The 18934-nt window shown below is 72.0% G+C and carries 18 protein-coding genes; 7 read left to right on the top strand and 11 right to left on the bottom strand.

The annotated features are described in order from the left end of the window. Positions 1 to 35: 35 nt before the first annotated feature. Positions 36 to 527, bottom strand: a complete 492-nt coding sequence (locus ACOKGD_RS06335) for a MogA/MoaB family molybdenum cofactor biosynthesis protein (protein WP_342335019.1) — start codon at positions 525 to 527, stop codon at positions 36 to 38. A 189-nt stretch (positions 528 to 716) separates the two neighbouring features. Here ACOKGD_RS06335 and ACOKGD_RS06330 point away from each other — a divergent pair, with 189 nt between their 5' ends. Genes ACOKGD_RS06330 through ACOKGD_RS06320 form a run of 3 tightly spaced genes read left to right on the top strand, consistent with a single transcriptional unit; the run spans position 717 to position 5768 of the window. Further along, complete coding sequence (locus ACOKGD_RS06330) at positions 717 to 2123, top strand: MFS transporter (protein ID WP_421355099.1); 1407 nt, start codon at positions 717 to 719, stop codon at positions 2121 to 2123. Between the two features lie 7 nt (positions 2124 to 2130). Then, positions 2131 to 3681: an FAD-dependent oxidoreductase gene (locus tag ACOKGD_RS06325; protein ID WP_342335020.1), complete on the top strand. Its 1551-nt coding sequence runs from the start codon at positions 2131 to 2133 to the stop codon at positions 3679 to 3681. Next, positions 3678 to 5768, top strand: a complete 2091-nt coding sequence (locus ACOKGD_RS06320) for a molybdopterin oxidoreductase family protein (RefSeq protein WP_342335021.1) — start codon at positions 3678 to 3680, stop codon at positions 5766 to 5768. Before ACOKGD_RS06325 ends, ACOKGD_RS06320 begins: the two co-directional genes overlap by 4 nt. A 15-nt stretch (positions 5769 to 5783) precedes the next feature. Here the strand turns inward: ACOKGD_RS06320 and ACOKGD_RS06315 are convergent, their stop codons facing one another. Genes ACOKGD_RS06315 through rpsP form a run of 5 tightly spaced genes read right to left on the bottom strand, consistent with a single transcriptional unit; the run spans position 5784 to position 8643 of the window. Further along, positions 5784 to 6653, bottom strand: coding sequence for a fructosamine kinase family protein (locus ACOKGD_RS06315; protein ID WP_342335022.1), 870 nt, complete (start codon positions 6651 to 6653; stop codon positions 5784 to 5786). Positions 6654 to 6692: 39 nt separating this feature from the next. Then, a complete protein-coding gene (trmD, locus tag ACOKGD_RS06310; protein WP_342335023.1) occupies positions 6693 to 7373 on the bottom strand; it encodes a tRNA (guanosine(37)-N1)-methyltransferase TrmD in 681 nt (226 codons plus the stop codon). A 4-nt stretch (positions 7374 to 7377) separates the two neighbouring features. After that, positions 7378 to 7989 carry a ribosome maturation factor RimM gene (rimM, locus tag ACOKGD_RS06305; protein ID WP_342335024.1) on the bottom strand — a complete coding sequence of 204 codons (612 nt, stop codon included), beginning with the start codon at positions 7987 to 7989 and terminating at the stop codon, positions 7378 to 7380. A 1-nt stretch (position 7990) separates the two neighbouring features. Next, positions 7991 to 8221 (bottom strand): RNA-binding protein, encoded by a 231-nt coding sequence (locus tag ACOKGD_RS06300; RefSeq protein ID WP_342335025.1) that lies wholly within the window; start codon positions 8219 to 8221, stop codon positions 7991 to 7993. 2 nt (positions 8222 to 8223) lie between these two features. Next, entirely contained in the window at positions 8224 to 8643 is a 420-nt protein-coding gene (rpsP, locus tag ACOKGD_RS06295) for a 30S ribosomal protein S16 (protein WP_342335026.1), read from the bottom strand. Positions 8644 to 8838: 195 nt separating this feature from the next. Between rpsP and ACOKGD_RS06290 the strand changes: the two genes are divergently transcribed. Further along, positions 8839 to 9996: a glutamate--cysteine ligase gene (locus tag ACOKGD_RS06290; protein WP_342335028.1), complete on the top strand. Its 1158-nt coding sequence runs from the start codon at positions 8839 to 8841 to the stop codon at positions 9994 to 9996. A 10-nt stretch (positions 9997 to 10006) separates the two neighbouring features. On the opposite strand, the gene glpK is transcribed toward ACOKGD_RS06290, so the two are convergent. Then, on the bottom strand, positions 10007 to 11503 hold the full coding sequence (glpK, locus tag ACOKGD_RS06285; RefSeq protein WP_342335029.1) for a glycerol kinase GlpK: 1497 nt from the start codon (positions 11501 to 11503) through the stop codon (positions 10007 to 10009). Between the two features lie 44 nt (positions 11504 to 11547). Between glpK and ACOKGD_RS06280 the strand changes: the two genes are divergently transcribed. Next, positions 11548 to 13224, top strand: a complete 1677-nt coding sequence (locus tag ACOKGD_RS06280; protein WP_342335031.1) for a glycerol-3-phosphate dehydrogenase/oxidase — start codon at positions 11548 to 11550, stop codon at positions 13222 to 13224. Between the two features lie 66 nt (positions 13225 to 13290). Here the strand turns inward: ACOKGD_RS06280 and ffh are convergent, their stop codons facing one another. Together ffh and ACOKGD_RS06270 are read right to left on the bottom strand one after the other, a co-directional pair. Beyond that, positions 13291 to 14844: a signal recognition particle protein gene (ffh, locus tag ACOKGD_RS06275; protein WP_342335032.1), complete on the bottom strand. Its 1554-nt coding sequence runs from the start codon at positions 14842 to 14844 to the stop codon at positions 13291 to 13293. 80 nt (positions 14845 to 14924) lie between these two features. Beyond that, positions 14925 to 15365: an aromatic ring-opening dioxygenase LigA gene (locus ACOKGD_RS06270; RefSeq protein WP_342335034.1), complete on the bottom strand. Its 441-nt coding sequence runs from the start codon at positions 15363 to 15365 to the stop codon at positions 14925 to 14927. Between the two features lie 157 nt (positions 15366 to 15522). Here ACOKGD_RS06270 and lipB point away from each other — a divergent pair, with 157 nt between their 5' ends. Both lipB and lipA read left to right on the top strand, forming a co-directional pair. After that, positions 15523 to 16170, top strand: coding sequence for a lipoyl(octanoyl) transferase LipB (gene lipB / locus ACOKGD_RS06265; protein ID WP_342335035.1), 648 nt, complete (start codon positions 15523 to 15525; stop codon positions 16168 to 16170). Between the two features lie 53 nt (positions 16171 to 16223). Beyond that, positions 16224 to 17186, top strand: coding sequence for a lipoyl synthase (lipA, locus tag ACOKGD_RS06260; RefSeq protein ID WP_342335037.1), 963 nt, complete (start codon positions 16224 to 16226; stop codon positions 17184 to 17186). Between the two features lie 14 nt (positions 17187 to 17200). Here lipA and ACOKGD_RS06255 read toward each other — a convergent pair whose 3' ends face one another. After that, the gene (locus ACOKGD_RS06255; RefSeq protein WP_342335038.1) at positions 17201 to 17761 is read right to left on the bottom strand and encodes a TetR/AcrR family transcriptional regulator; all 561 of its coding nucleotides are present in this window, start codon (positions 17759 to 17761) and stop codon (positions 17201 to 17203) included. Positions 17762 to 17791: 30 nt separating this feature from the next. Beyond that, a complete protein-coding gene (locus ACOKGD_RS06250) occupies positions 17792 to 18844 on the bottom strand; it encodes a GGDEF domain-containing protein (RefSeq protein WP_342335039.1) in 1053 nt (350 codons plus the stop codon). Between the last annotated feature and the right edge of the window lie 90 nt (positions 18845 to 18934).

The following is an 18934-nucleotide window of genomic DNA, read 5'->3' as shown; positions in this document are numbered from 1 at the left end:
CCCTCCGCCCGGTCGCACCGCGACGGGTGACCGCATCAGTGGTCCTCCCCCGCGACCTGGGAGATCACGTGCTTCGCGACGGACAGCACCACCGGCATGCCGCTGCGCACGCCGGAGGGCGATCCGGGCAGGTTCACGATCAGCGCGCCACGCGCCACCCCCGCCAGCCCGCGCGAGAGCATGCCCGACGGCATCTCGGCCGCGCCGATCCGCCGCAGCTCCTCCGAGATCCCGGGGATCTCGCGCTCCAGCACCAAGCGCGTGCCCTCGGGCGTCTCGTCGCGCGGCCCGAGGCCCGTGCCCCCGGTGGTCACGATGAGGCGGGATCCCGCGGCGATCATCGCCACCAGCGCCCTCTCGACGCTCTCGGCGCCGTCGGGCACCACCACGGCGTCGGGGCAGTCGAACCCCGCCACCCGCAGCGCCGCCACCGCCTCGGGGCCGGACAGATCGTCGCGCTCGCCCCGCGCCGATCGGTCGCTCACGGTGATCACGGCCGCGCGCAGGGCGACCTCAGCCTCATCCATGCCCCCGAGTCTAAGGACCACGGCACCCGTGACGGCGTCGCATGTTTCGCGCGTGTGACGAACCTCTCAGCGCGACGCGCGGGATCCGGTGGGCGAAAGGTGATGCCGGGGAAATCCGATCGCGAGCGGGCCCGAAACACGCGGCTCGTAGCGTCGGAGCAACATCCGCTGCCCGTCCAAGGAGTCGCCATGGCACCGACCTTGAGCACCACCCCGATGAGCACCACCCCCACCTCCGAGAGCACCACCCGGCTCACCTTCCGACCTGGCCGCTGGATCGACGGCTGGAACCCCGAGGACTCGACGTTCTGGGCGACGCAGGGCCGGGCGATCGCGCGCCGCAACCTCGGCTGGTCGATCTTCGCCGAGTTCCTCGGCTTCATCATCTGGCAGCTCTGGAGCATCGTTGTGGTGCTGCTGCCCGCGGCGGGCTTCGAGCTGAGCACCACCGAGTCGTTCTGGCTGATCTCCCTGCCGAGCCTGGTGGGCGCCACCCTGCGCTTCCCCTACACCTTCGCCGTGGCCGTCTTCGGCGGCCGCAACTGGACGATCGTCTCGGCGGGCCTGCTGCTCATCCCCGCGACGCTGCTCGGCTTCGCCGTGCAGGATCCGCAGACGCCGTTCGGTGTGCTGCTGCTGATCGCCGCGCTGGGCGGCGTGGGCGGCGGCAACTTCGCCAGCTCCATGTCGAACATCACCTACTTCTTCCCGCAGAAGGAGAAGGGCTGGGCCCTCGGCCTGAACGCCGCGGGCGGCAACATCGGCACCGCCGTCGCGCAGCTGCTGGTGCCGATCGTCATCACGCTGGGGGCCGCGGGCACGTTCAACATCCAGCTCGCCGGCTGGATGTGGATCCCTCCGATCCTCGTGGCGATGTGGGGCGCATGGCGGTACATGGACAACCTGTCCTCCGCCAAGGCCGACTTCGCGGGAGCCGCATCCGCGCTGCGCGAGCCGCACCTGTGGATCATGGCGCTGCTGTACATCGGCACGTTCGGCTCGTTCATCGGCTTCGCCGGGGTGTTCCCGAAGCTGATCGCCGACCAGTTCCCCGAGTTCTCGGTGTTCCACCTGGGCGCGGCGTCGCTGTCGCTGGCGTTCCTCGGCGCGCTCGTCGGATCCCTCTCCCGCCCGTACGGCGGGAAGCTCGCCGACCGCTTCGGCGGGGCGCGGATGACGGTGGTCGCGTTCTCGATGATGATCCTCGCGACGCTCGCGCTGATCCTGACCCTGCCGCTGGGCAGCTTCTGGGTGTTCCTCGGCTGCTTCCTTGTGCTGTTCGTCGCGACCGGCATGGGCAACGGGGCGACCTACCGCATGATCCCGGCGATCTTCGCGGCCCGTGGGGCGGCGACGGCGGGCGACCCGCACGCGGTGTCCACGCAGCGCCGCGGCGCCGCCGCCCTGGGCCTGATCGCCGCGATCGGCGCGTACGGCGGCTTCCTGATCCCGCAGGTGCTCGGGGCCTCGAAGGCCGCGACCGGCGGCTACAGCGCGGCCTTCTGGGGCTTCATCGCCGCCTACGCCGTGCTGCTCGCGATCACCGCCGTCGTCTACCTGGTGCCGCGCGCCTCGCTCGCCGGGCACCGGATCTGAGGGCCCCGTGACGCCATCGCCCCTGCGCATCGTGCTGATCGGCTTCGGTCCGGTCGGTGTGCGCTTCGCCGAAGAGCTGCTCCCCGAGATCGTGGCGGGGCGTGTGCACCTGACGGTGGTCGGCGCCGAGACCGGCGAGCCGTACAACCGGGTGCTGGTCGCCGAGTACGCCAGCGGCGAGCTCGAGCGCGACGATCTGGTGATCGCCGACACGGCGGAGCTGCGCGAGGCGGGGGCGGTGGTGCTCACGGGCGTCCGGGCGACGGCGATCGATCGGGCGGCGCAGGAGGTGGCGCTCGGCGACGGGCACCGCGTTCCCTATGATCGCGTTGTGCTGGCGACCGGGGCGCGTGCCACGGTGCCGCACCTCGACGGACTGGAGCATCTCGGTGCCGACCCCACCGGGCTCGACACGGCGCTCACCGCCGGGGTGGTGGTGCTGCGCACCCCCGACGACGCCGAGCGCGTGCGCGAGGTCGTCGCCACCGGCGGGCGCGTGGTCGTGCTGGGCGCCGGGGTGCTCGGCATCGAGCTGGCGCTGCTGCTGGCGCGCGCCGGGGCCGTGCCGCAGGTGGCGCACTTCGGCCCCATCCCGATGCCCCGTCAGCTCGACCGCGGATCGGCGTCCGTCCTGGCGGCGGCCCTCGAGGCCGCGGGGGTCCATGTGGTCCCCCACACCCGGGCCGAGGCCGTCATCGCCCGCGAGGACGCCGGCGGCACACGCCGGTTCCGCGCCCTCGTGAGCTCGGACGGCCGGCGCACCGAGGGCGACCTTCTCGTCCTGTCCTGCGGCGTCCGGGCGCGCTCCGAGCTCGCCGAGGCCGCCGGCTTGCGGATCGACCGGGGCGTGCTGGTGGACGACCGCCTGCGCTCGTGGACGGATCCGGACATCGCCGCGATCGGCGACTGCGCTCACGTCGCCGACCCCGTGCACCTCCACGACGCGCAGGTGCCCGGAGGCCCCAGCGGCCTGATCGGCCCGGGCTGGCGGCAGGCCGAGTTCCTCGCGCGCTCCCTGCGCGAAGAACTCGACGGCCGCCCCTCGACCTCGTTCGCCGAGGATGTCCCCGGCATCGTCGCCCTGAAGGCACAGCAGGTCGAGCTCGTCTCCGCCGGCGACGTCACGGCCGATCCGTTCGCCCCGGCGGTGTCCGGCGAGACGCCGCCGGGTGTGTCGATGTGGGCCGATCCCGAGCACGGCACGTACGTGAAGATGATCACGCAGGGCGGGGTGCTGACCGGCTTCGTCTCGGTCGGGATGCCCCGCACGGGCGCCGAGCTCAGCGTGCTCTACGGGCGCCGCGGCGAGCTGCCCGCCGATCGATCGCTGCTGCTGCGCCTCGACGCTGACGAGGATCAGGGCCCGCGCGCCACCGGGCGAGAGGCGACGATCTGCGTGTGCAACGCCGTGACGGCCGGCGCCATCGAGGATGCCGTGGACGGGGGCGCCGAGACCATCGCCGAGGTCGGCGGGTGCACCCGCGCCGGCACCGGCTGCGGCGGCTGCAAGTCGCGCATCGCCGAGCTGATCGACGCACGACTCGGGGCGACGGCATGACCGCCCTCGACGCGCGCGTCGCAGACACTCACTGCCCGTACTGCGCGCTGCAGTGCGCGATGACGCTCACCCCGACGCCGGGAGAGCGCCTCCCCGCGGCGGTGGCGGGCCGCGACTTCCCCACCAACCGCGGCGGCCTCTGCCGCAAGGGCTGGACGTCGACCGAACTGCTCGCGGCGGCCGACCGGCTCACCGCCCCGCTGGTGCGCGGCGACGACGGCGAACTGCACGCCACCACCTGGGAGGCGGCCCTCGACCTCATCGCTGCGCGCGTGCGGGAGATCCAGGCCGAGAGCGGCCGGGACGCGATCGGCGTCTTCGGGGGCGGCGGCCTCACGAACGAGAAGGCCTACCAGCTGGGCAAGTTCGCCCGGATCGCGCTGCGCACCTCGCGCATCGACTACAACGGCCGCTTCTGCATGTCCTCCGCGGCGGCGGCGGCGAACCGCGCCTTCGGTATCGACCGGGGCCTCCCGTTCCCACTCGAGGACCTGGACACCGCCGCGACGATCCTGATGCTCGGCTCGAACGTGGGCGACACCATGCCGCCGTTCGTCTCGCACCTGCAGGGCGCCCGCGCGCGGGGCGGCCTCATCGTGGTGGACCCGCGGCGCAGCTCGACCGCGAAGCTCACGGCCGACGGCGCGGGGCTGCACGTGCAGTCGGTACCGGGAAGCGACCTCGCGCTGCTGCTGGGCCTCATCCACGTCGTCATCGCCGAGGGGCTCCACAACGCCGCCTACGTCGACCAGCGCACAACGGGCTTCGACGCGCTGCGGCGCTCGGTGTCGATGTGGTGGCCGGAGCGCGCCGAGACGGCCACGGGCGTGCCGGCGGGACTGATCCGCTCCCTCGCCCGCCGGCTCGCCGCCTCGGAGTCGACCTACATCCTGACCGGCCGAGGTGTCGAGCAGCACGCCGACGGCACCGACACGGCGACGGCCGCGATCAACCTCGCCCTGCTGCTCGGGCTGCCCGGCACACCCGGCAGCGGCTACGGCACCCTCACGGGGCAGGGCAACGGGCAGGGCGGCCGCGAGCACGGGCAGAAGTCGGATCAGCTGCCCGGCTACCGTCGCATCGACGACCCGGCGGCGCGGGCGCACGTCGCGGCGGTGTGGGGCGTCGACGCCGACATCATCCCCGGGCCCGGCATTCCCGCGGTGCAGCTGCTGCGCTCCAGCGGTCGCCCCGGCGGTGTGCGCGCCCTGCTGGTGCACGGCTCGAACGTCGTCGTCTCCTCCCCCGACGTTCAGTCGGTGCGGGATGCACTCGCCCGCCTCGACCTGCTCGTGGTGAGCGATTTCCTGCTCTCCGAGACCGCGGCTCTCGCCGACGTCGTCCTCCCCGTGCTGCAGTGGGCCGAGGAGGAGGGCACCATGACCAACCTCGAGGGCCGGGTGCTGCGCCGGCGCCGCGCCGTGCCGCCCCCCGCCGGTGCCCGCAGCGAGCTGTGGGTGATGGCCGAGCTCGCGCGTCGCCTCGAGGCCCCGGGGAGCTGGGATCCGGATCCCTCGGTCGTCTTCGACGAGCTCGCCCGCGCCTCCGAGGGGGGCCCGGCCGACTACTCGGGGCTCAGCCACGCGGCCCTCGACGAGGGGCTCGTGGCGCACTGGCCCTACCCGCGGGGCGGCACGGGCACCCCGCGCCTGTTCGCCGACGGGTTCGCGCACGCCGACGGCCGCGCGCGGCTGATCGCGGTGCGCGCCGCCCGCCCCGAGACGCCGGCCGGATCCGACCTGAGCCTCATCACCGGGCGGCTGCTCGGGCACTACCAGTCGGGCGCGCAGACCCGCCGCGTCGCCGAGCTCGCCGCCTCCGATCCGGAGCTCGTCGCGCAGCTGCACCCGGCCACGGCACGATCGCGCGGGCTCGCCGAGGGCGACACCGTGCGCCTGGCCAACCCCCGGGGCGTCGTCGAGGCCCGGGTGGGGCTCACCGCCGACATCCGCCCGGACACGGTGTTCCTGCCCTTCCACTTCCCCGGCGACGCGAGCGCCAACCTCCTCACCAGCGACCGGCTCGATCCCGTCTCCTCCATGCCCGAGTTCAAGAACGCGGTCGTCACCGCCTCGAAGGTGGTCTGAGGGCCTCGCCCGCGATCAGAACCGGGCGAGCGTCTCGCGGGCGATGTCGGCGGCGCCCCAGTCGGGGTCGAACTGGGCGATGACGGCGAGGTGCTGGCGCAGCTGGATGATCGGCATCCGCTCGCGCCAGCCGGCGTCGAGCCCGCGCAGCTCGGCGTACAGATCGAAAAAACCGCGCGACTCGGCCGGCGGCGCGGTCGTCCACAGGTGCGCCAAGTCGACCTCGGCCCACGTGTACGACACGGCGGGATCGATGAGCGCCGGGCGGCCCTCGGCCGTGGCCATGACGTTCTGCGCCCACAGGTCGCCGTGCGCGAGGCACGCGGGGCTCGCCGGCAGGATCTCCGGCAGCCGCGCGCAGAGGCGCTCGAGCTGCGCACGGCCCCGATCGCCCAGCGCGGCGAACACGCGCGGCTCGTCGAGCCAGCGCAGCAGGCGCCGCTCGGCGAAGAACACGAAGCCGTCGTCCGTCCACGCGTTGTGCTGCCGGCGTCGTCCGAGCCAGTTGTCACGGTGCCAGCCGAAGCGGTTGTGCTGGGTCACGGTGTGGTGGTGGGCCAGCGCGTGCGCGAAGTCGCGCCAGAACGCCTCGTCCCGCGGCCGCGGGGCGAGCGCCTCGAGCACCAGCAGGTCCTCGGTCGCGAGGATCACGTCGGGCGTGGCGATGCCCCCGAGCGCGCGCAGGGCGGTGAGCCCCTCGGCCTCGGTCGCGAACGCGTCATCCCCCGGCGGGTCGGGGAACGTCTTCACGAACAGCGCTGTGCCGTCGCGCCGGCGGGCGATCCCGGCCTCGGCCGCGAGCCCTCCGGTGGCCGCCTCGACGGAGACGACGTCGTCCATGCCCGCGGCGCGGATCCGGTCGAGCAGCAGCGGGGCGTCGGTCACCGGACAATGATGCCATCGGCGCCGAGACGCCCGGCTCGGTCAGTCGCCGAGCAGGTCCGGCCGGCGCTCGCGGGTGCGTTCGAGCGACTGCTCCCTGCGCCACGCGGCGACGGCGCCGTGGTTGCCGCTCAGCAGCACGGGCGGCACCTCGAGGTCGCGCCAGACGGCGGGCTTCGTGTAGATCGGGTACTCGAGCAGGCCGTCCTCGTGGGACTCCTCGACGAGGCTCTCGGGATTGCCCATGAAGCCCGGGATGAGGCGCGTGACGGCCTCGATCATGGCCATCGAGGCCACTTCTCCGCCGTTCAGGACGTAGTCGCCGATGCTCACGAGGCGCACGCGGCCGCGCGCCGCGTAGTGATCGATGACCCGCTGGTCGATGCCCTCGTAACGGCCGCACGCGAAGACGAGCTGCTTCTCCTGCGCGAGCTCGCGGGCGAGCGACTGCCGGAACACCTCGCCCGAGGGGGTCGGCACCACGAGCACGGCGTCCTCGCCGAGCACCGCGTCGAGCATCTCGCCCCACGGCTCGGGCTTCATCACCATGCCCGCTCCCCCGCCGTAGGGGGTGTCGTCGACGGTGCGGTGACGGTCGTGGGTGGCGTCGCGGAGGTCGTGGACGCGCAGGTCGAGGAGGCCCTTCTCGCGGGCCTTGCCGATCAGCGACACATCCAGGACGTCGAAGAACGCCGGGAAGATCGTGACGATGTCGATCCGCATGGGATCAGTCCGTGGTTTCGGACGTCTCCGCGGGCTCGTCCGCAGCGGGCGCCTCGGCCGGGGCCGGCTCGTCGGCGAGCTCCTCGAAGAGTCCGGGCGGCGGGGTGACGACGACGCGCCCTCCCGCGATGTCGACCTCGGGGACGATCGCCGAGACGAACGGCACGAGGATCTCGTTCTCGCCGGACGCGACGATCAGCAGATCCTGAGCCGGGAAGTGGTCGACACGCGCCACCGTGCCCACGACGGCGCCGTCGCGCACGACATCGAGGCCGATGAGCTGGTGGTCGTACCAGGCGTCATCCTCGGCGGGGGCGTCCTCGTCCTCGTCGATCCAGAGGATGGCGCGCACCAGGGTGTCGGCCGCGTTGCGGTCGTCGACGCCCTCGAAGAAGACCACGGCCTGCGCGTTCATCCAGCGGAACTCGCGCACCGTGATGGTCTTGCCGTGCCACTCGGACTGCTCGGGCACCTGCAGGGTGAACGTGGCCCCGGGCGTGAAGCGGCCGTCGGGGTCGTCGGTGTACAGCTCGAGCTTCAGGGCGCCCTTCAGGCCGTGGGCCTTGACGAGGCGACCGACGCGCAGCTGGTTCTTGGCGGGCTTCGCTTCCGTCATGTCAGTCGTCCGCGACATCGACGCGGACGCGCTTGCCCGCCGCGAGAGCCGCGACGAGCGTGCGAAGTGCCTTCGCGGTACGACCGCCGCGCCCGATGACGCGCCCACGGTCGTCGGCGTGGACGTGCACTTCGAGCACGTCCCCCCGAGACGAGGTGGACGAATCGATGCGCACGTCGTCCGGGTGATCCACGATCCCCTTGACGAGGTGCTCGAGCGCGGCGGCCAGCACGATTACTCTGCGGTCTCGGCGTCGGCCTCGACGGCCTCGGCGGCGGGGGCCTCAGCGGCCTCGGCCTTCTTCTCGACCTTGGGCTTGACGACCGACTTCTTGGACGAGTCGGCGACGTAAGCGGTCTTGTCCTCGCGGGTCTTCAGGGTGCTCTTGGCATCCTTGTCGCCCTTGAAGATGCCCCAGTCGCCCGTGATCTTGAGGATGGCGGCGACCTGCTCGGTCGGCTGGGCGCCGACGGACAGCCAGTACTGCGCACGCTCGGAGTCGACCTCGATGAACGAGGGCTCCTCGGTGGGGTGGTACTTGCCGATCTCCTCGATGACGCGACCATCGCGCTTGGTGCGCGAGTCGGCGACGACGATGCGGTAGTACGGCGCACGGATCTTGCCCAGGCGCTTCAGACGGATCTTGACAGCCACGATTCTCCTGAATGGTGTGGAAACGAAGCGAACCAGTCGCCAGGTAGTGGGGTGCACTCCGGCGGAAGCTCAATAGGAGGACTCTGGATGCTGGATAGAGGGTCGAGCACCCGGTCCGACCCTCCATTCTGCCAGATGACGCGGCCGCTCGCGTACAGCTTGCCGGGCGGCGTGCCGGGCACCCACACTGACGACATGACGATCACCTTCGCCACCTCCTCCCGTTCGACCGTCGGCATCGAATGGGAGCTCATGCTCGCGGACGAGGAGACGGGGGATCTCGTGGGCCGCGCGCCCGAGATCGTCCCCGCGCTCGAGGAGGCGACGGCGCTCGAGCGGCACACCGTCACCCAGGAGCTGCTGACCAACACCATCGAGATCACCAGCGGCATCGGCGGGACCGTCGCCGCGGCCGTCGACGACATCTCCGACGCCATCCAGGCCGTGCGCGAGCAGACCGACCCGCTCGGCATCGAGCTGATGTGCGCCGGCAGCCACCCGTTCGCGCGCTGGTTCGACCAGACGGTGACCGACAAGACGCGCTACCACACGCTCATCGACCGCACCCAGTGGTGGGGCCGCAACATGATGATCTGGGGCATCCACGTGCACGTCGGGGTCGAGGACGTCGACAAGGTGCTGCCGATCATCCACGCGCTCTCCGGGTACCTGCCGCACCTGCAGGCCCTGTCGGCCTCGAGCCCCTTCTGGGCGGGAGAGCGCACCGGATACGCGTCGAACCGCTCGCTGGTGTTCCAGCAGCTGCCCACCGCGGGCCTGCCCTGGGCGCTGCACACCTGGAGCGAGTACGAGTCGTACCTCGAGGACATGCAGCGCACGGGTGTGATGGCCGACGCCACAGAGGTGCGCTGGGATATCCGCCCCGCCCCGCGCTGGGGCACCATCGAGGTGCGCGCGTGCGACGGCATGTCGACCCTGCCCGAGCTTGCCGCCGTCGCCGCGCTCGTTCAGACGCTGGTGGAGTCGTTCTCGCGCGACCTCGACGAGGGCCGCGAGCTGCCGGAGCTGCAGCCGTGGTTCGTCCGCGAGAACAAGTGGCGCGCGGCCCGCTTCGGGCTCGAGGCGCGGATCATCATCGACCGAGAGGGCACGCAGGTGCCCGTGCGCGAGCACCTGCGCGAGACGATCGAGCGCCTGGAGCCGATCGCCCTCGAGCTGAAGTGCGAGCACGAGTTCGCCGAGCTGCGGGCGATCCTGGATCGCGGCGCGAGCTACCAGCGCCAGCTCGCCGTGGCCGAGGCGTCCGACGGCGACCTGCGCGAGGTCGCGCGCTCGCTGATCCGCGAGTTCCGCAACGGCCCCACGCGCCGCGACCGGCTGCGCGGCGTCTGACGCCGGGGGCTCAGGCCCAGTCGAACGTGCGCGGCACCGCGTCGCGCCAGCGGGCGAGGTGCGCGTCGCGGGTCTCGGCGTCCATCGACGGCTCCCAGCGGCGGTCCTCGCGCCACAGCTCGCGCAGCTCGTCCAGGCCGGACCAGAAGCCCACGGCGAGGCCCGCCGCGTACGCCGCGCCGAGGGCGGTGGTCTCGGCGACCTCGGGCCGCAGCACGGGAACATCGAGCACGTCGGCCTGGAACTGCATCAGCAGGTCGTTGGCGACCATGCCGCCGTCGACCCGCAGCTCCTCGAGGCCGACCCCGGCGTCCGCGCACACGGCGTCGATGACCTCGCGGGTCTGCAGCGCCACCGACTCGAGCGCCGCGCGAGCGATGTGCGCCTTCGTCGCGTAGCGCGTGAGCCCGAGGATCGCGCCGCGCGCGTCGGGCCGCCAGTGCGGCGCGAACAGCCCCGAGAACGCCGGGACGATGACCACGCCGCCGTTGTCCTCCACGCCGGCGGCGAGCGTCTCGACCTCCGGCGCGCTCCGGATGATCCCGAGGTTGTCGCGGAGCCACTGGATCAGCGACCCGGTGACCGCGATCGACCCCTCGAGCGCGTAGCGGGGCGCCTCCTCCCCCAGCCGGTAGGCGACGGTCGTGATCAGCCCGTGCTGCGAGCGGACGATGTCCTCGCCCGTGTTGAGGATCAGGAAGTTGCCCGTGCCGTAGGTGTTCTTCGACTCGCCGCGGTCGAAGGCGGCCTGCCCGAAGGTCGCCGCCTGCTGGTCGCCGAGGATGCCGGCGATGGGGGTCTCGCGCAGCAGGCTCCGCGGGCCCGCGTGCCCGTAGACCTCGGACGAGGAGCGGATCTGCGGCAGCATCGCGCGCGGCACCCGGAAGGCCTCGAGCAGGTCGTCGCGCCAGTCGAGTGTGCGCAGATCCATCAGCAGGGTGCGGCTCGCGTTGGTGACGTCGGTGACGTGCACACCCCCGCTGGGGCCTCCGGTGAGGTTCCACAGCACCCACGTGTCCGTGGTGCCGAACAGCAGCTCCCCGGCCTCGGCACGGGCGCGCGCGCCCTCGACATGGTCGAGGATCCAGGCGATCTTCGTCGCCGAGAAGTAGGTCGCCAGCGGCAGACCCGTGACGTCGGCGAAGCGATCCGATCCGCCGTCCGCCGCGAGGGCGTCGATCTCGGCCTGCGTGCGGGTGTCCTGCCAGACGATGGCGTTGTGGATCGGCCGCCCCGTCTTCGCGTCCCACACAACGACCGTCTCGCGCTGGTTGGTGATGCCGACCGCGGCGACGTCGTGCCGCGTGATGTCGGCCTTGGACAGGGCGAGGCCGATGGCCTCGCGCGTGTTGGTCCAGATCTCGGCGGCGTTGTGCTCGACCCAGCCCGGGCGCGGGAAGATCTGCCGGTGCTCGAGCTGACCGGTCGCCCGCGGGCGGCCCGCCCGGTCGAACACCATCGCGCGCGTGCTGGTTGTGCCCTGATCGATAGAGACCACGTAGTCCATGGCTCCATAGGCTAGGGCGTAGAAGCCCAGGGAGAGGGGACGCCATGACGCAGCGTGAGCAGGTCGGCGCGATCCGGGAGCGCGGTCGCGCGCAGGTTCTGATCATCGGAGGCGGGATCAACGGCATCGCGACGTTCCGCGATCTCGCCCTGCAGGGGGTCGACGTGCTGCTCGTCGAGCGGGGCGACTTCGCCTCCGGCGCGTCGTCGGCCTCCAGCCACATGATCCACGGCGGCATCCGCTATCTCGAGAACGGCGAGTTCCGTCTCGTGAAGGAGTCGGTGCAGGAGCGCAACGGGCTGCTGAAGACCGCCCCGCACTACGTCAAGCCCCTGCGCACGACGATCCCGATCTTCTCGACATTCTCGGGGATCCTGACCGCTCCCCTGCGGTTCCTGACCCATCGCTCCGGTCCGCCGGTCGAGCGCGGCGCCGCGCTGATCAAGGCGGGGCTTGTGCTCTACGACGCGTTCTCGGGCGCGGGGCGGGTGGCGCCGCGGCACGCCTTCCACGGCAGGCGGAAGTCGCTGCGGCAGCTGCCCGCGCTGAACCCCGACCTGAAATACACGGCCACGTACTTCGACGCGTCGATGCACGATCCCGAGCGCCTCGCGCTGGATGTCCTGCTCGACGGCGAGGCCGAGGGCGGGCGCGCCGTGAACTACGTCGAGGCGGTGGGCCGCTCGGCCGACGGCGTGCGCCTGCGGGACACCCTCACCGGCGACGAGTTCTCGGTCGCGGCGGAGGTCGTCGTCAACGCCTCGGGCCCCTGGACCGATCTCACCAACTCGGCCCTCGGCACCGACACCCGTTTTATGGGCGGCACGAAGGGCTCGCACATCGTGCTCGATCACCCCGAGCTGCTCGCGGCCACGGGCGGGCGCGAGATCTTCTTCGAGAACTCCGACGGCCGCATCGTGCTCATCTATCCGCTGAAGGGGCGGGTGATGGTGGGAACGACCGACATCGACGCCGACCCGCGCGAGCCGGTGGTGTGCACCGAGGCCGAGGTCGACTACTTCTTCGACCTGATCCGGATCGTCTTCCCCGCGATCGCGGTCGACCGCTCGCAGATCGTCTACCGCTTCGCCGGCATCCGTCCGCTTCCCCGCCACGACGACATGGCGCCCGGGTTCGTCTCCCGCGACTACCGCATCGTGGTGGATCACCCGCTCCATCCCCGCGCCGGCGGCTCGGTCCCGCTGGTGAGCCTCGTGGGCGGCAAGTGGACGACGTTCCGCGCGCTGGGCGAGCACCTCGCGTCCACGGTGCTGGGCCTGCTCGGCCTCGAGCGCGTCGAGAGCACCGTGGGCCGGGTCATCGGCGGCGGGCGGGACTACCCGCGCACGCCCTCCGACCAGGCCGCGTGGCGCCGCCTGCACCTCGGCGAGGACTCGCCCCGCACGCGCCTGCTGCTCACGCGATACGGCACCCGCGCCAGGGAGGTCGGCGCGTTCCTCGCCGAGGCCCCCGACGAGCCGCTGCTGGGCGACGAGCTCACCACCCGCGAGCTGGAGTGGATGGTGCGCCACGAGCACGTCGCGCGTCTGGCCGACGTCGTGCTGCGCCGCACCGACCTGGCGTTCACCGGCCGCGCCGACGACGAGACCCTCGAGCGCCTCGCCGACGCCCTCGGTGGCCTGCTGGGCTGGACCGAGGACGAGCGCGGGGCCGAGCTCGCGGCCGTGCGAGAGCGCGTGGAGGCCCCCGTCACGGCCTGAGCGCGCGCAGAACGGCCCCGGGAGCGGACTCCCGGGGCCGTTCCGCGCACGGAGCGATGGTGCGGGTCAGCGACCGCCGCCGAAGAGCTTCTGGATCTCGGCCAGGTCGGCCTCGCTCGGCTGCGCGGCGCCCGCGCCCAGGCCGAAGCCCGATCCGGTGGGCTGCGCGGTGGCGATGCCGGCGTTCTCGGCGGCGCGCTTGGCCGGGTTGCCCGACCGCGAGCCGCCCTTCTTCGCCTGCTTGCCGCGCTTGGCCGATGCGCCGGGGCGGCCCATGCCGGGGACGGGACCCATGCCGGGGATGTTCGGGGTGCCGCCGCGCGCGACCGTCTTCATCATCTTCGCCGCCTGCTCGAAGCGGGTGACCAGCTGGTTCACGTCGGTCACGGTCACCCCGGATCCGCGCGCGATGCGGGCGCGACGCGAGCCGTTGAGGACCTTGGTGTTGCGGCGCTCGGCGGGCGTCATCGAGCGGATGATCGCCTCGGTGCGGTCGATCTCGCGCTCGTCGAAGTCATCGAGCTGCTGCTTCATCTGCCCCATGCCCGGCAGCATGCCGAGCATCTTCTTCATCGAGCCCATCTTCTTGAGCTGCTGCATCTGGGCGAGGAAGTCCTCGAGGGTGAACTGGTCGGTCGCGAACTTCTCGGCGACCTGCCGCGCCTCCTCCTCGTCGAAGGCCTGCTGGGCCTGCTCGATGAGGGTGAGGATGTCACCGAGGTCCAGGATCCGCGACGCCATGCGGTCGGGGTGGAACGGCTCGAGGTCCTCGAGGTTCTCGCCCGTCGAGGCGAAGATGATCGGGCGGCCGGTGACGGACGCCACCGAGAGCGCGGCGCCGCCGCGGGCGTCGCCGTCGAGCTTCGACAGCACCACGCCGGTGAAGTCGACGCCGTCCTGGAAGGCCTTCGCGGTGTTGACCGCGTCCTGACCGATCATGGCGTCGATGACGAACAGGACCTCGTCCGGGTTCGTCGCGGTGCGGATATCCGCGGCCTGCTTCATCAGCTCGGCGTCGACGCCGAGGCGGCCGGCGGTGTCGATGATGACGATGTCGTGCTGCTTCTGCCTGGCGTACTCGACGCCGGCGCGCGAGACCTGCACGGGGTCGCCGACGCCGTTGCCCGGCTCGGGCGCGTAGATCGCGGCACCCGCGCGCTCGGCGACGACCTGCAGCTGGTTCACGGCGTTGGGGCGCTGGAGATCGGCGGCGACCAGCAGCGGCGTGTGGCCGTCCTTCTCGAGCTGGCGCGCGAGCTTGCCGGCGAACGTCGTCTTTCCCGAGCCCTGGAGGCCCGCGAGCATGATGACGGTGGGCGGGTTCTTGGCGAACCGCAGGCGACGCTGCTCGCCGCCGAGGATGGCGATGAGCTCCTCGTTGACGATCTGCACGACCTGCTGCGCGGGGTTCAGCGCGCGGTTGACCTCGTCGCCCAGTGCGCGCTCGCGCACCTTGGCGGTGAAGTCCTTGACCACGGTGAGCGCGACGTCGGCATCGAGCAGGGCGCGACGGATCTCGCGGACGGTGCCGTCGACGTCTGCCGGCGACAGCTTCCCCTTGGTGCGGAGATTGCGGAAGGTCTCTGTGAGCCGGTCGGAGAGCGTGCCGAAGGTAGCCATGATGCCCTGATTCTACCGGCGGACGCGCGAGAGCCCGGCCGGGTGGATCACCCGGCCGGGCTCGGTGCTCGAAGCGGCCGTCAGGCGCGAGCGGCGGCGACGCGACGCAGCCCCCATCCGAGCATGCCCGAGATGACTCCCATGCCCATCGCGAAGGCGGCGACGCCGAAGGAGACGACCGAGGTGAACAGCGACGCCCGCAGGAACGAGGCGTTCATCATGGTGGCGCGCACCGGGTCGTCCTGCGCGAGCTGGGCGTAGGTCATGCCGTTGGACGCCTCGAGCGCGTGGTGCTGGATGATGTCGGCCTGCACGAAGGCGGTGAAGGGGCCGCCGACCGTGGATCCCTGGAAGGCCATCGCGTCGTCGGGGACGATGATGTTCTCCGCCCGCAGCTGGGTGGCCACCACCACCCACACGACGATGCCCGCGATGACGAGCACGGCGCCCGCCAGCATCGCGAGCGTTCCCGCGATCCGCGCGCCGCGGACCGTGCCCTGGGTCTGAATCGTGCCGGTCATCTGGATCTCCTGCTTTCTGTTTTCGTTGCCTGCACTCACCGTAGCGCCTGTGGTCTGACCACACCAGAACGGTGTTTCGACGCCGAAGGACCGCCGACCGGGCATATTGTTGGACGCGATTCAACAACCCACCCCCACCCCACAAGGGAGCCGACCCATGCTCGACATCGTCCGCGTCGGCCTCGCGCCGGACTACGTCCCCTACCACCGCGGGTGGGAGCTGCAGAGGGCCGTGCACGCGGCGGTCCGCGCCGGTGAGCGCCCGGACACGCTGCTGCTGCTCGAGCACGAGGCGGTCTACACCGCCGGCAGGCGCACCCGGCCCGAGGACCGCCCCGCCGACGGCACCCCGGTCATCGAGGTCGACCGCGGCGGTCGGATCACGTGGCATGGCCCGGGGCAGCTCGTGGGGTACCCGATCGTGACACTGGCCGAGCCGAACGACGTCGTCGGACATGTGCGCCGGCTCGAACGCGCCCTCATCGCCGCGCTCGACGAGATCGGCGTCGAGGGTCACCAGGTCGAGGGCCGCAGCGGCGTGTGGGTCGGGGGCCCGGGCGACGCCGCGCCCGCGAAGATCGCCGCCATCGGCGTGCGGGTCGCGGGGGGCGTCACCATGCACGGCTTCGCCCTGAACTGCGACAACTCGCTCGCCGGGTTCGGCGGGATCGTCCCCTGCGGCATCGCCGACGCGGGCGTCACGACCATCGCCGAGGTGCTCGGCGAGCCGGTCTCACCCCTCGAGATGCTGGATCCGATCGCGGCCGCCCTGTCCGCCGCCCTCGCACCGGAGCTGGTCCGGTGAGCGCCTGCGGCGCACCCGGGTCCGCACCGGCACCCGCCCCCGGCGGTCGCAGGATGCTGCGGCTCGAGGTGCGCAATGCCCAGACGCCGATCGAGCGAAAGCCCGAATGGATCCGGACCACCGCGAAGACGGGACCGGAGTACACCGCGTTGAAGTCGCTGGTGAAGGACGGGGGCCTGCATACCGTGTGCCAGGAGGCCGGCTGCCCCAACATCTACGAGTGCTGGGAGGACAGGGAGGCCACCTTCCTCATCGGCGGCTCGCAGTGCACCCGCCGCTGCGACTTCTGTCAGATCGACACGGGGCGACCCGCCGACTACGACGTCGACGAGCCGCGCCGCGTCGCCGAGTCGGTGCGCACCATGGGGCTGCGCTACGCGACGGTCACCTCGGTCGCCCGCGACGACCTGCCCGACACGGGCGCCTGGCTGAACGCCGAGACCGTGCGCCGGATCCACGAGCTCAACCCGAACACCGGCGTCGAGCTCCTCGCCAACGAGCACAACGCCGACCCCGCCTTCCTCGGGCAGATCTTCGAGGCCCGCCCGGAGGTGTTCGCGCACAACGTCGAGACCGTGCCCCGCATCTTCAAGCGCATCCGCCCGGCCTTCGACTACGACCGCTCGCTGAGCGTCATCACGCAGGGGCGCAGCGCCGGGCTGATCACCAAGTCGAACCTCATCCTCGGCATGGGCGAGGAGCCCGCCGAGGTCGTCGCCGCCCTGAACGACCTCCACGATGCCGGGTGCGACATCATCACGATCACGCAGTACCTGCGCCCCACTCCCCGGCATCTGCCCGTCGCGCGCTGGGTCAAGCCGCAGGAGTTCGTGGAGTTCAAGGCCGAGGCCGAGCGCATCGGCTTCCTCGGGGTCCTGGCCGGGCCGCTGGTGCGCTCGTCGTACCGCGCCGGGCGCCTGTGGGCGCAGTCGATGATCGCCCGTGGCCGGGCGATCCCGCCACACCTCGCGCGGATCGCCGCCGACGCGGAGGGCGGGTTCCTGCAGGCCGTCTGAGGCGGGGAGGAGGATCAGTCGACGGGGATGCGCGCGATCGCCCCGAGCGCCGACTCGAGCGTCGCGGCGAGGTCGCTGCGACCGGGGCCGGCGAGGGCCCAGCGCTCGACGGCCGCGATCACCGCACCGCCGTACGCGGCACCGGCGACGTCGGCGTGCAGGGGGTCGGCGCCGCCCCGCCGCAGCGCGCGGGACACCGCACGGCCGATCCGGGATCGGCGCAGCGCGGCCTCACGATCGAGTTCGTCCACGAGCCCCATCGCCTCGGCGTGCGCGAAGGCCAGCGCCAGCGCATCGGGGGCGAAGCCGTCGGCGACCCGGCGCACGGCCGCGCCGGGGCGGAGCGTCGCGAGATCCCGCTCGAGGGCGTCGAGCCGCTCGTCGAGCCCACCCCACAGCAGGGCGCCCTTGGACGTCGCGTAGTTGAAGAAGCTCGAGCGGCTGACACCGGCGCGCGCCGCGATCTCGGCGATCGAGGTCGCCTCGTACCCCTTCTCGAGGAAGAGCTCGCTCGCGGCCTCCGCCAGCACCTCGCGCGACGATGCCTTGGGCCGGCCGGCGCGCGAAGTGGTCATGCGATCAGCGTACGGTCACGGCGACCGGCGTCACCTGCGGCCCGAGACCGCGGGAGTCGCGTGCGCATACAGCGAGGCCCGCTTGCGGCGGCGCTTCTCGGCGTACATCAGCGCGTCGGCGCGGGCCAGCGGCGCATCGACCGTGATCACCTCGCCCGGCTTCACGGCGTAGAGCCCGACGCTCGCGGCGAGGCCGTCGCCGCTGGCCTCGATCTCGTCGGCGATGCGCTCTCGCAGGCGCTCGAGCTCGACGTCCGGGTGCACGAAGATCGCGGCGAACTCGTCTCCCCCGAGGCGGGCGATCACGTCTTCCGCTCCGGCGATGCGCGTGAGCGCGTGCCCGAGCGCCCTGATCGCCTCGTCGCCCGCCGCGTGGCCGTAGGTGTCGTTGAGGGTCTTGAGCCCGTCGATGTCGATGAACGCCATCACGGCCGTTCGGCCGGCCGCCTCGGCGTCGCTGAGCACGGCGCCCGCGTGCTCCCAGAAGCCGCGGCGGTTGAGCAGGCCCGTCAGCTCGTCGGTCCTCGAGAGGCGGGCGAGCTCGCTCTGCGCCTTCTTGCGCGCCTCTAGCTCGCGGTGGATGTCCACGTGGGTCATCGCGATCGAGGTCGAATCGGCGAGGGCCTGCAGCAGCTGCACCTCGGCGGAGGTGGCCTCGTGCTCGTCGGCCCAGTAGTTGCCGATGGCGCCGATGGGGTCCATCGACCGGATCGGGACCATCACCAGGCTCTTCACGAAGGTCGGCCGGTAGGCCTCGTGCGGGATGCGGCTGTCGACGTAGATGTCCGGGATCACCGCGGTGGCGCGGTTGATCATCGCCCACCCGCTGACGCAGTCCTCGAGCGGGAACCGCTGGCCGCGCCAGAGCGGCTCGATGGCGTTCTCGTCGACGTAGTAGCACTGATCGCCGTCGCGCAGCACGAAGGTGGCTCCGTCGGCGCCGGTGAGCTCTCGGGCCGCCACACGGACGACGCTGACCACGTCGTCGAGGGTGGTGGCCATCGCGAGCTCCTGGATCGCACGGAGCAGCACGGTGACACTCAGTGCCGTCCGCTCCGGATCCAGGATGGTCGCATCTCTCACCCTCGAAGAGTACGCCCGGACCACCTTTGTGTCCCCTGAATGGGGGACAAACCCCACCCGGTGTGTCGTGCGCCACCCGAATTCGCCGTG

The organism is Microbacterium phosphatis (assembly GCF_049177115.1).
Lineage (GTDB): Bacteria > Actinomycetota > Actinomycetes > Actinomycetales > Microbacteriaceae > Microbacterium > Microbacterium phosphatis.
This window is presented reverse-complemented; position numbering and strand designations above follow the sequence as displayed.

Excerpts from the sequence above, each read along its gene's own strand:
- ACOKGD_RS06335 (WP_342335019.1), bottom strand. The coding sequence starts at position 527 with ATGGATGAGGCTGAGGTCGCCCTGCGCGCGGCCGTGATCACCGTGAGC.
- ACOKGD_RS06330 (WP_421355099.1), top strand. The coding sequence starts at position 717 with ATGGCACCGACCTTGAGCACCACCCCGATGAGCACCACCCCCACCTCC.
- ACOKGD_RS06320 (WP_342335021.1), top strand. The coding sequence starts at position 3,678 with ATGACCGCCCTCGACGCGCGCGTCGCAGACACTCACTGCCCGTACTGC.
- trmD (WP_342335023.1), bottom strand. The coding sequence starts at position 7,373 with ATGCGGATCGACATCGTCACGATCTTCCCGGCGTTCTTCGACGTCCTG.
- rimM (WP_342335024.1), bottom strand. The coding sequence starts at position 7,989 with ATGACGGAAGCGAAGCCCGCCAAGAACCAGCTGCGCGTCGGTCGCCTC.
- ACOKGD_RS06290 (WP_342335028.1), top strand. The coding sequence starts at position 8,839 with ATGACGATCACCTTCGCCACCTCCTCCCGTTCGACCGTCGGCATCGAA.
- glpK (WP_342335029.1), bottom strand. The coding sequence starts at position 11,503 with ATGGACTACGTGGTCTCTATCGATCAGGGCACAACCAGCACGCGCGCG.
- ACOKGD_RS06280 (WP_342335031.1), top strand. The coding sequence starts at position 11,548 with ATGACGCAGCGTGAGCAGGTCGGCGCGATCCGGGAGCGCGGTCGCGCG.
- ffh (WP_342335032.1), bottom strand. The coding sequence starts at position 14,844 with ATGGCTACCTTCGGCACGCTCTCCGACCGGCTCACAGAGACCTTCCGC.
- ACOKGD_RS06270 (WP_342335034.1), bottom strand. The coding sequence starts at position 15,365 with ATGACCGGCACGATTCAGACCCAGGGCACGGTCCGCGGCGCGCGGATC.
- lipB (WP_342335035.1), top strand. The coding sequence starts at position 15,523 with ATGCTCGACATCGTCCGCGTCGGCCTCGCGCCGGACTACGTCCCCTAC.
- lipA (WP_342335037.1), top strand. The coding sequence starts at position 16,224 with ATGCTGCGGCTCGAGGTGCGCAATGCCCAGACGCCGATCGAGCGAAAG.
- ACOKGD_RS06255 (WP_342335038.1), bottom strand. The coding sequence starts at position 17,761 with ATGACCACTTCGCGCGCCGGCCGGCCCAAGGCATCGTCGCGCGAGGTG.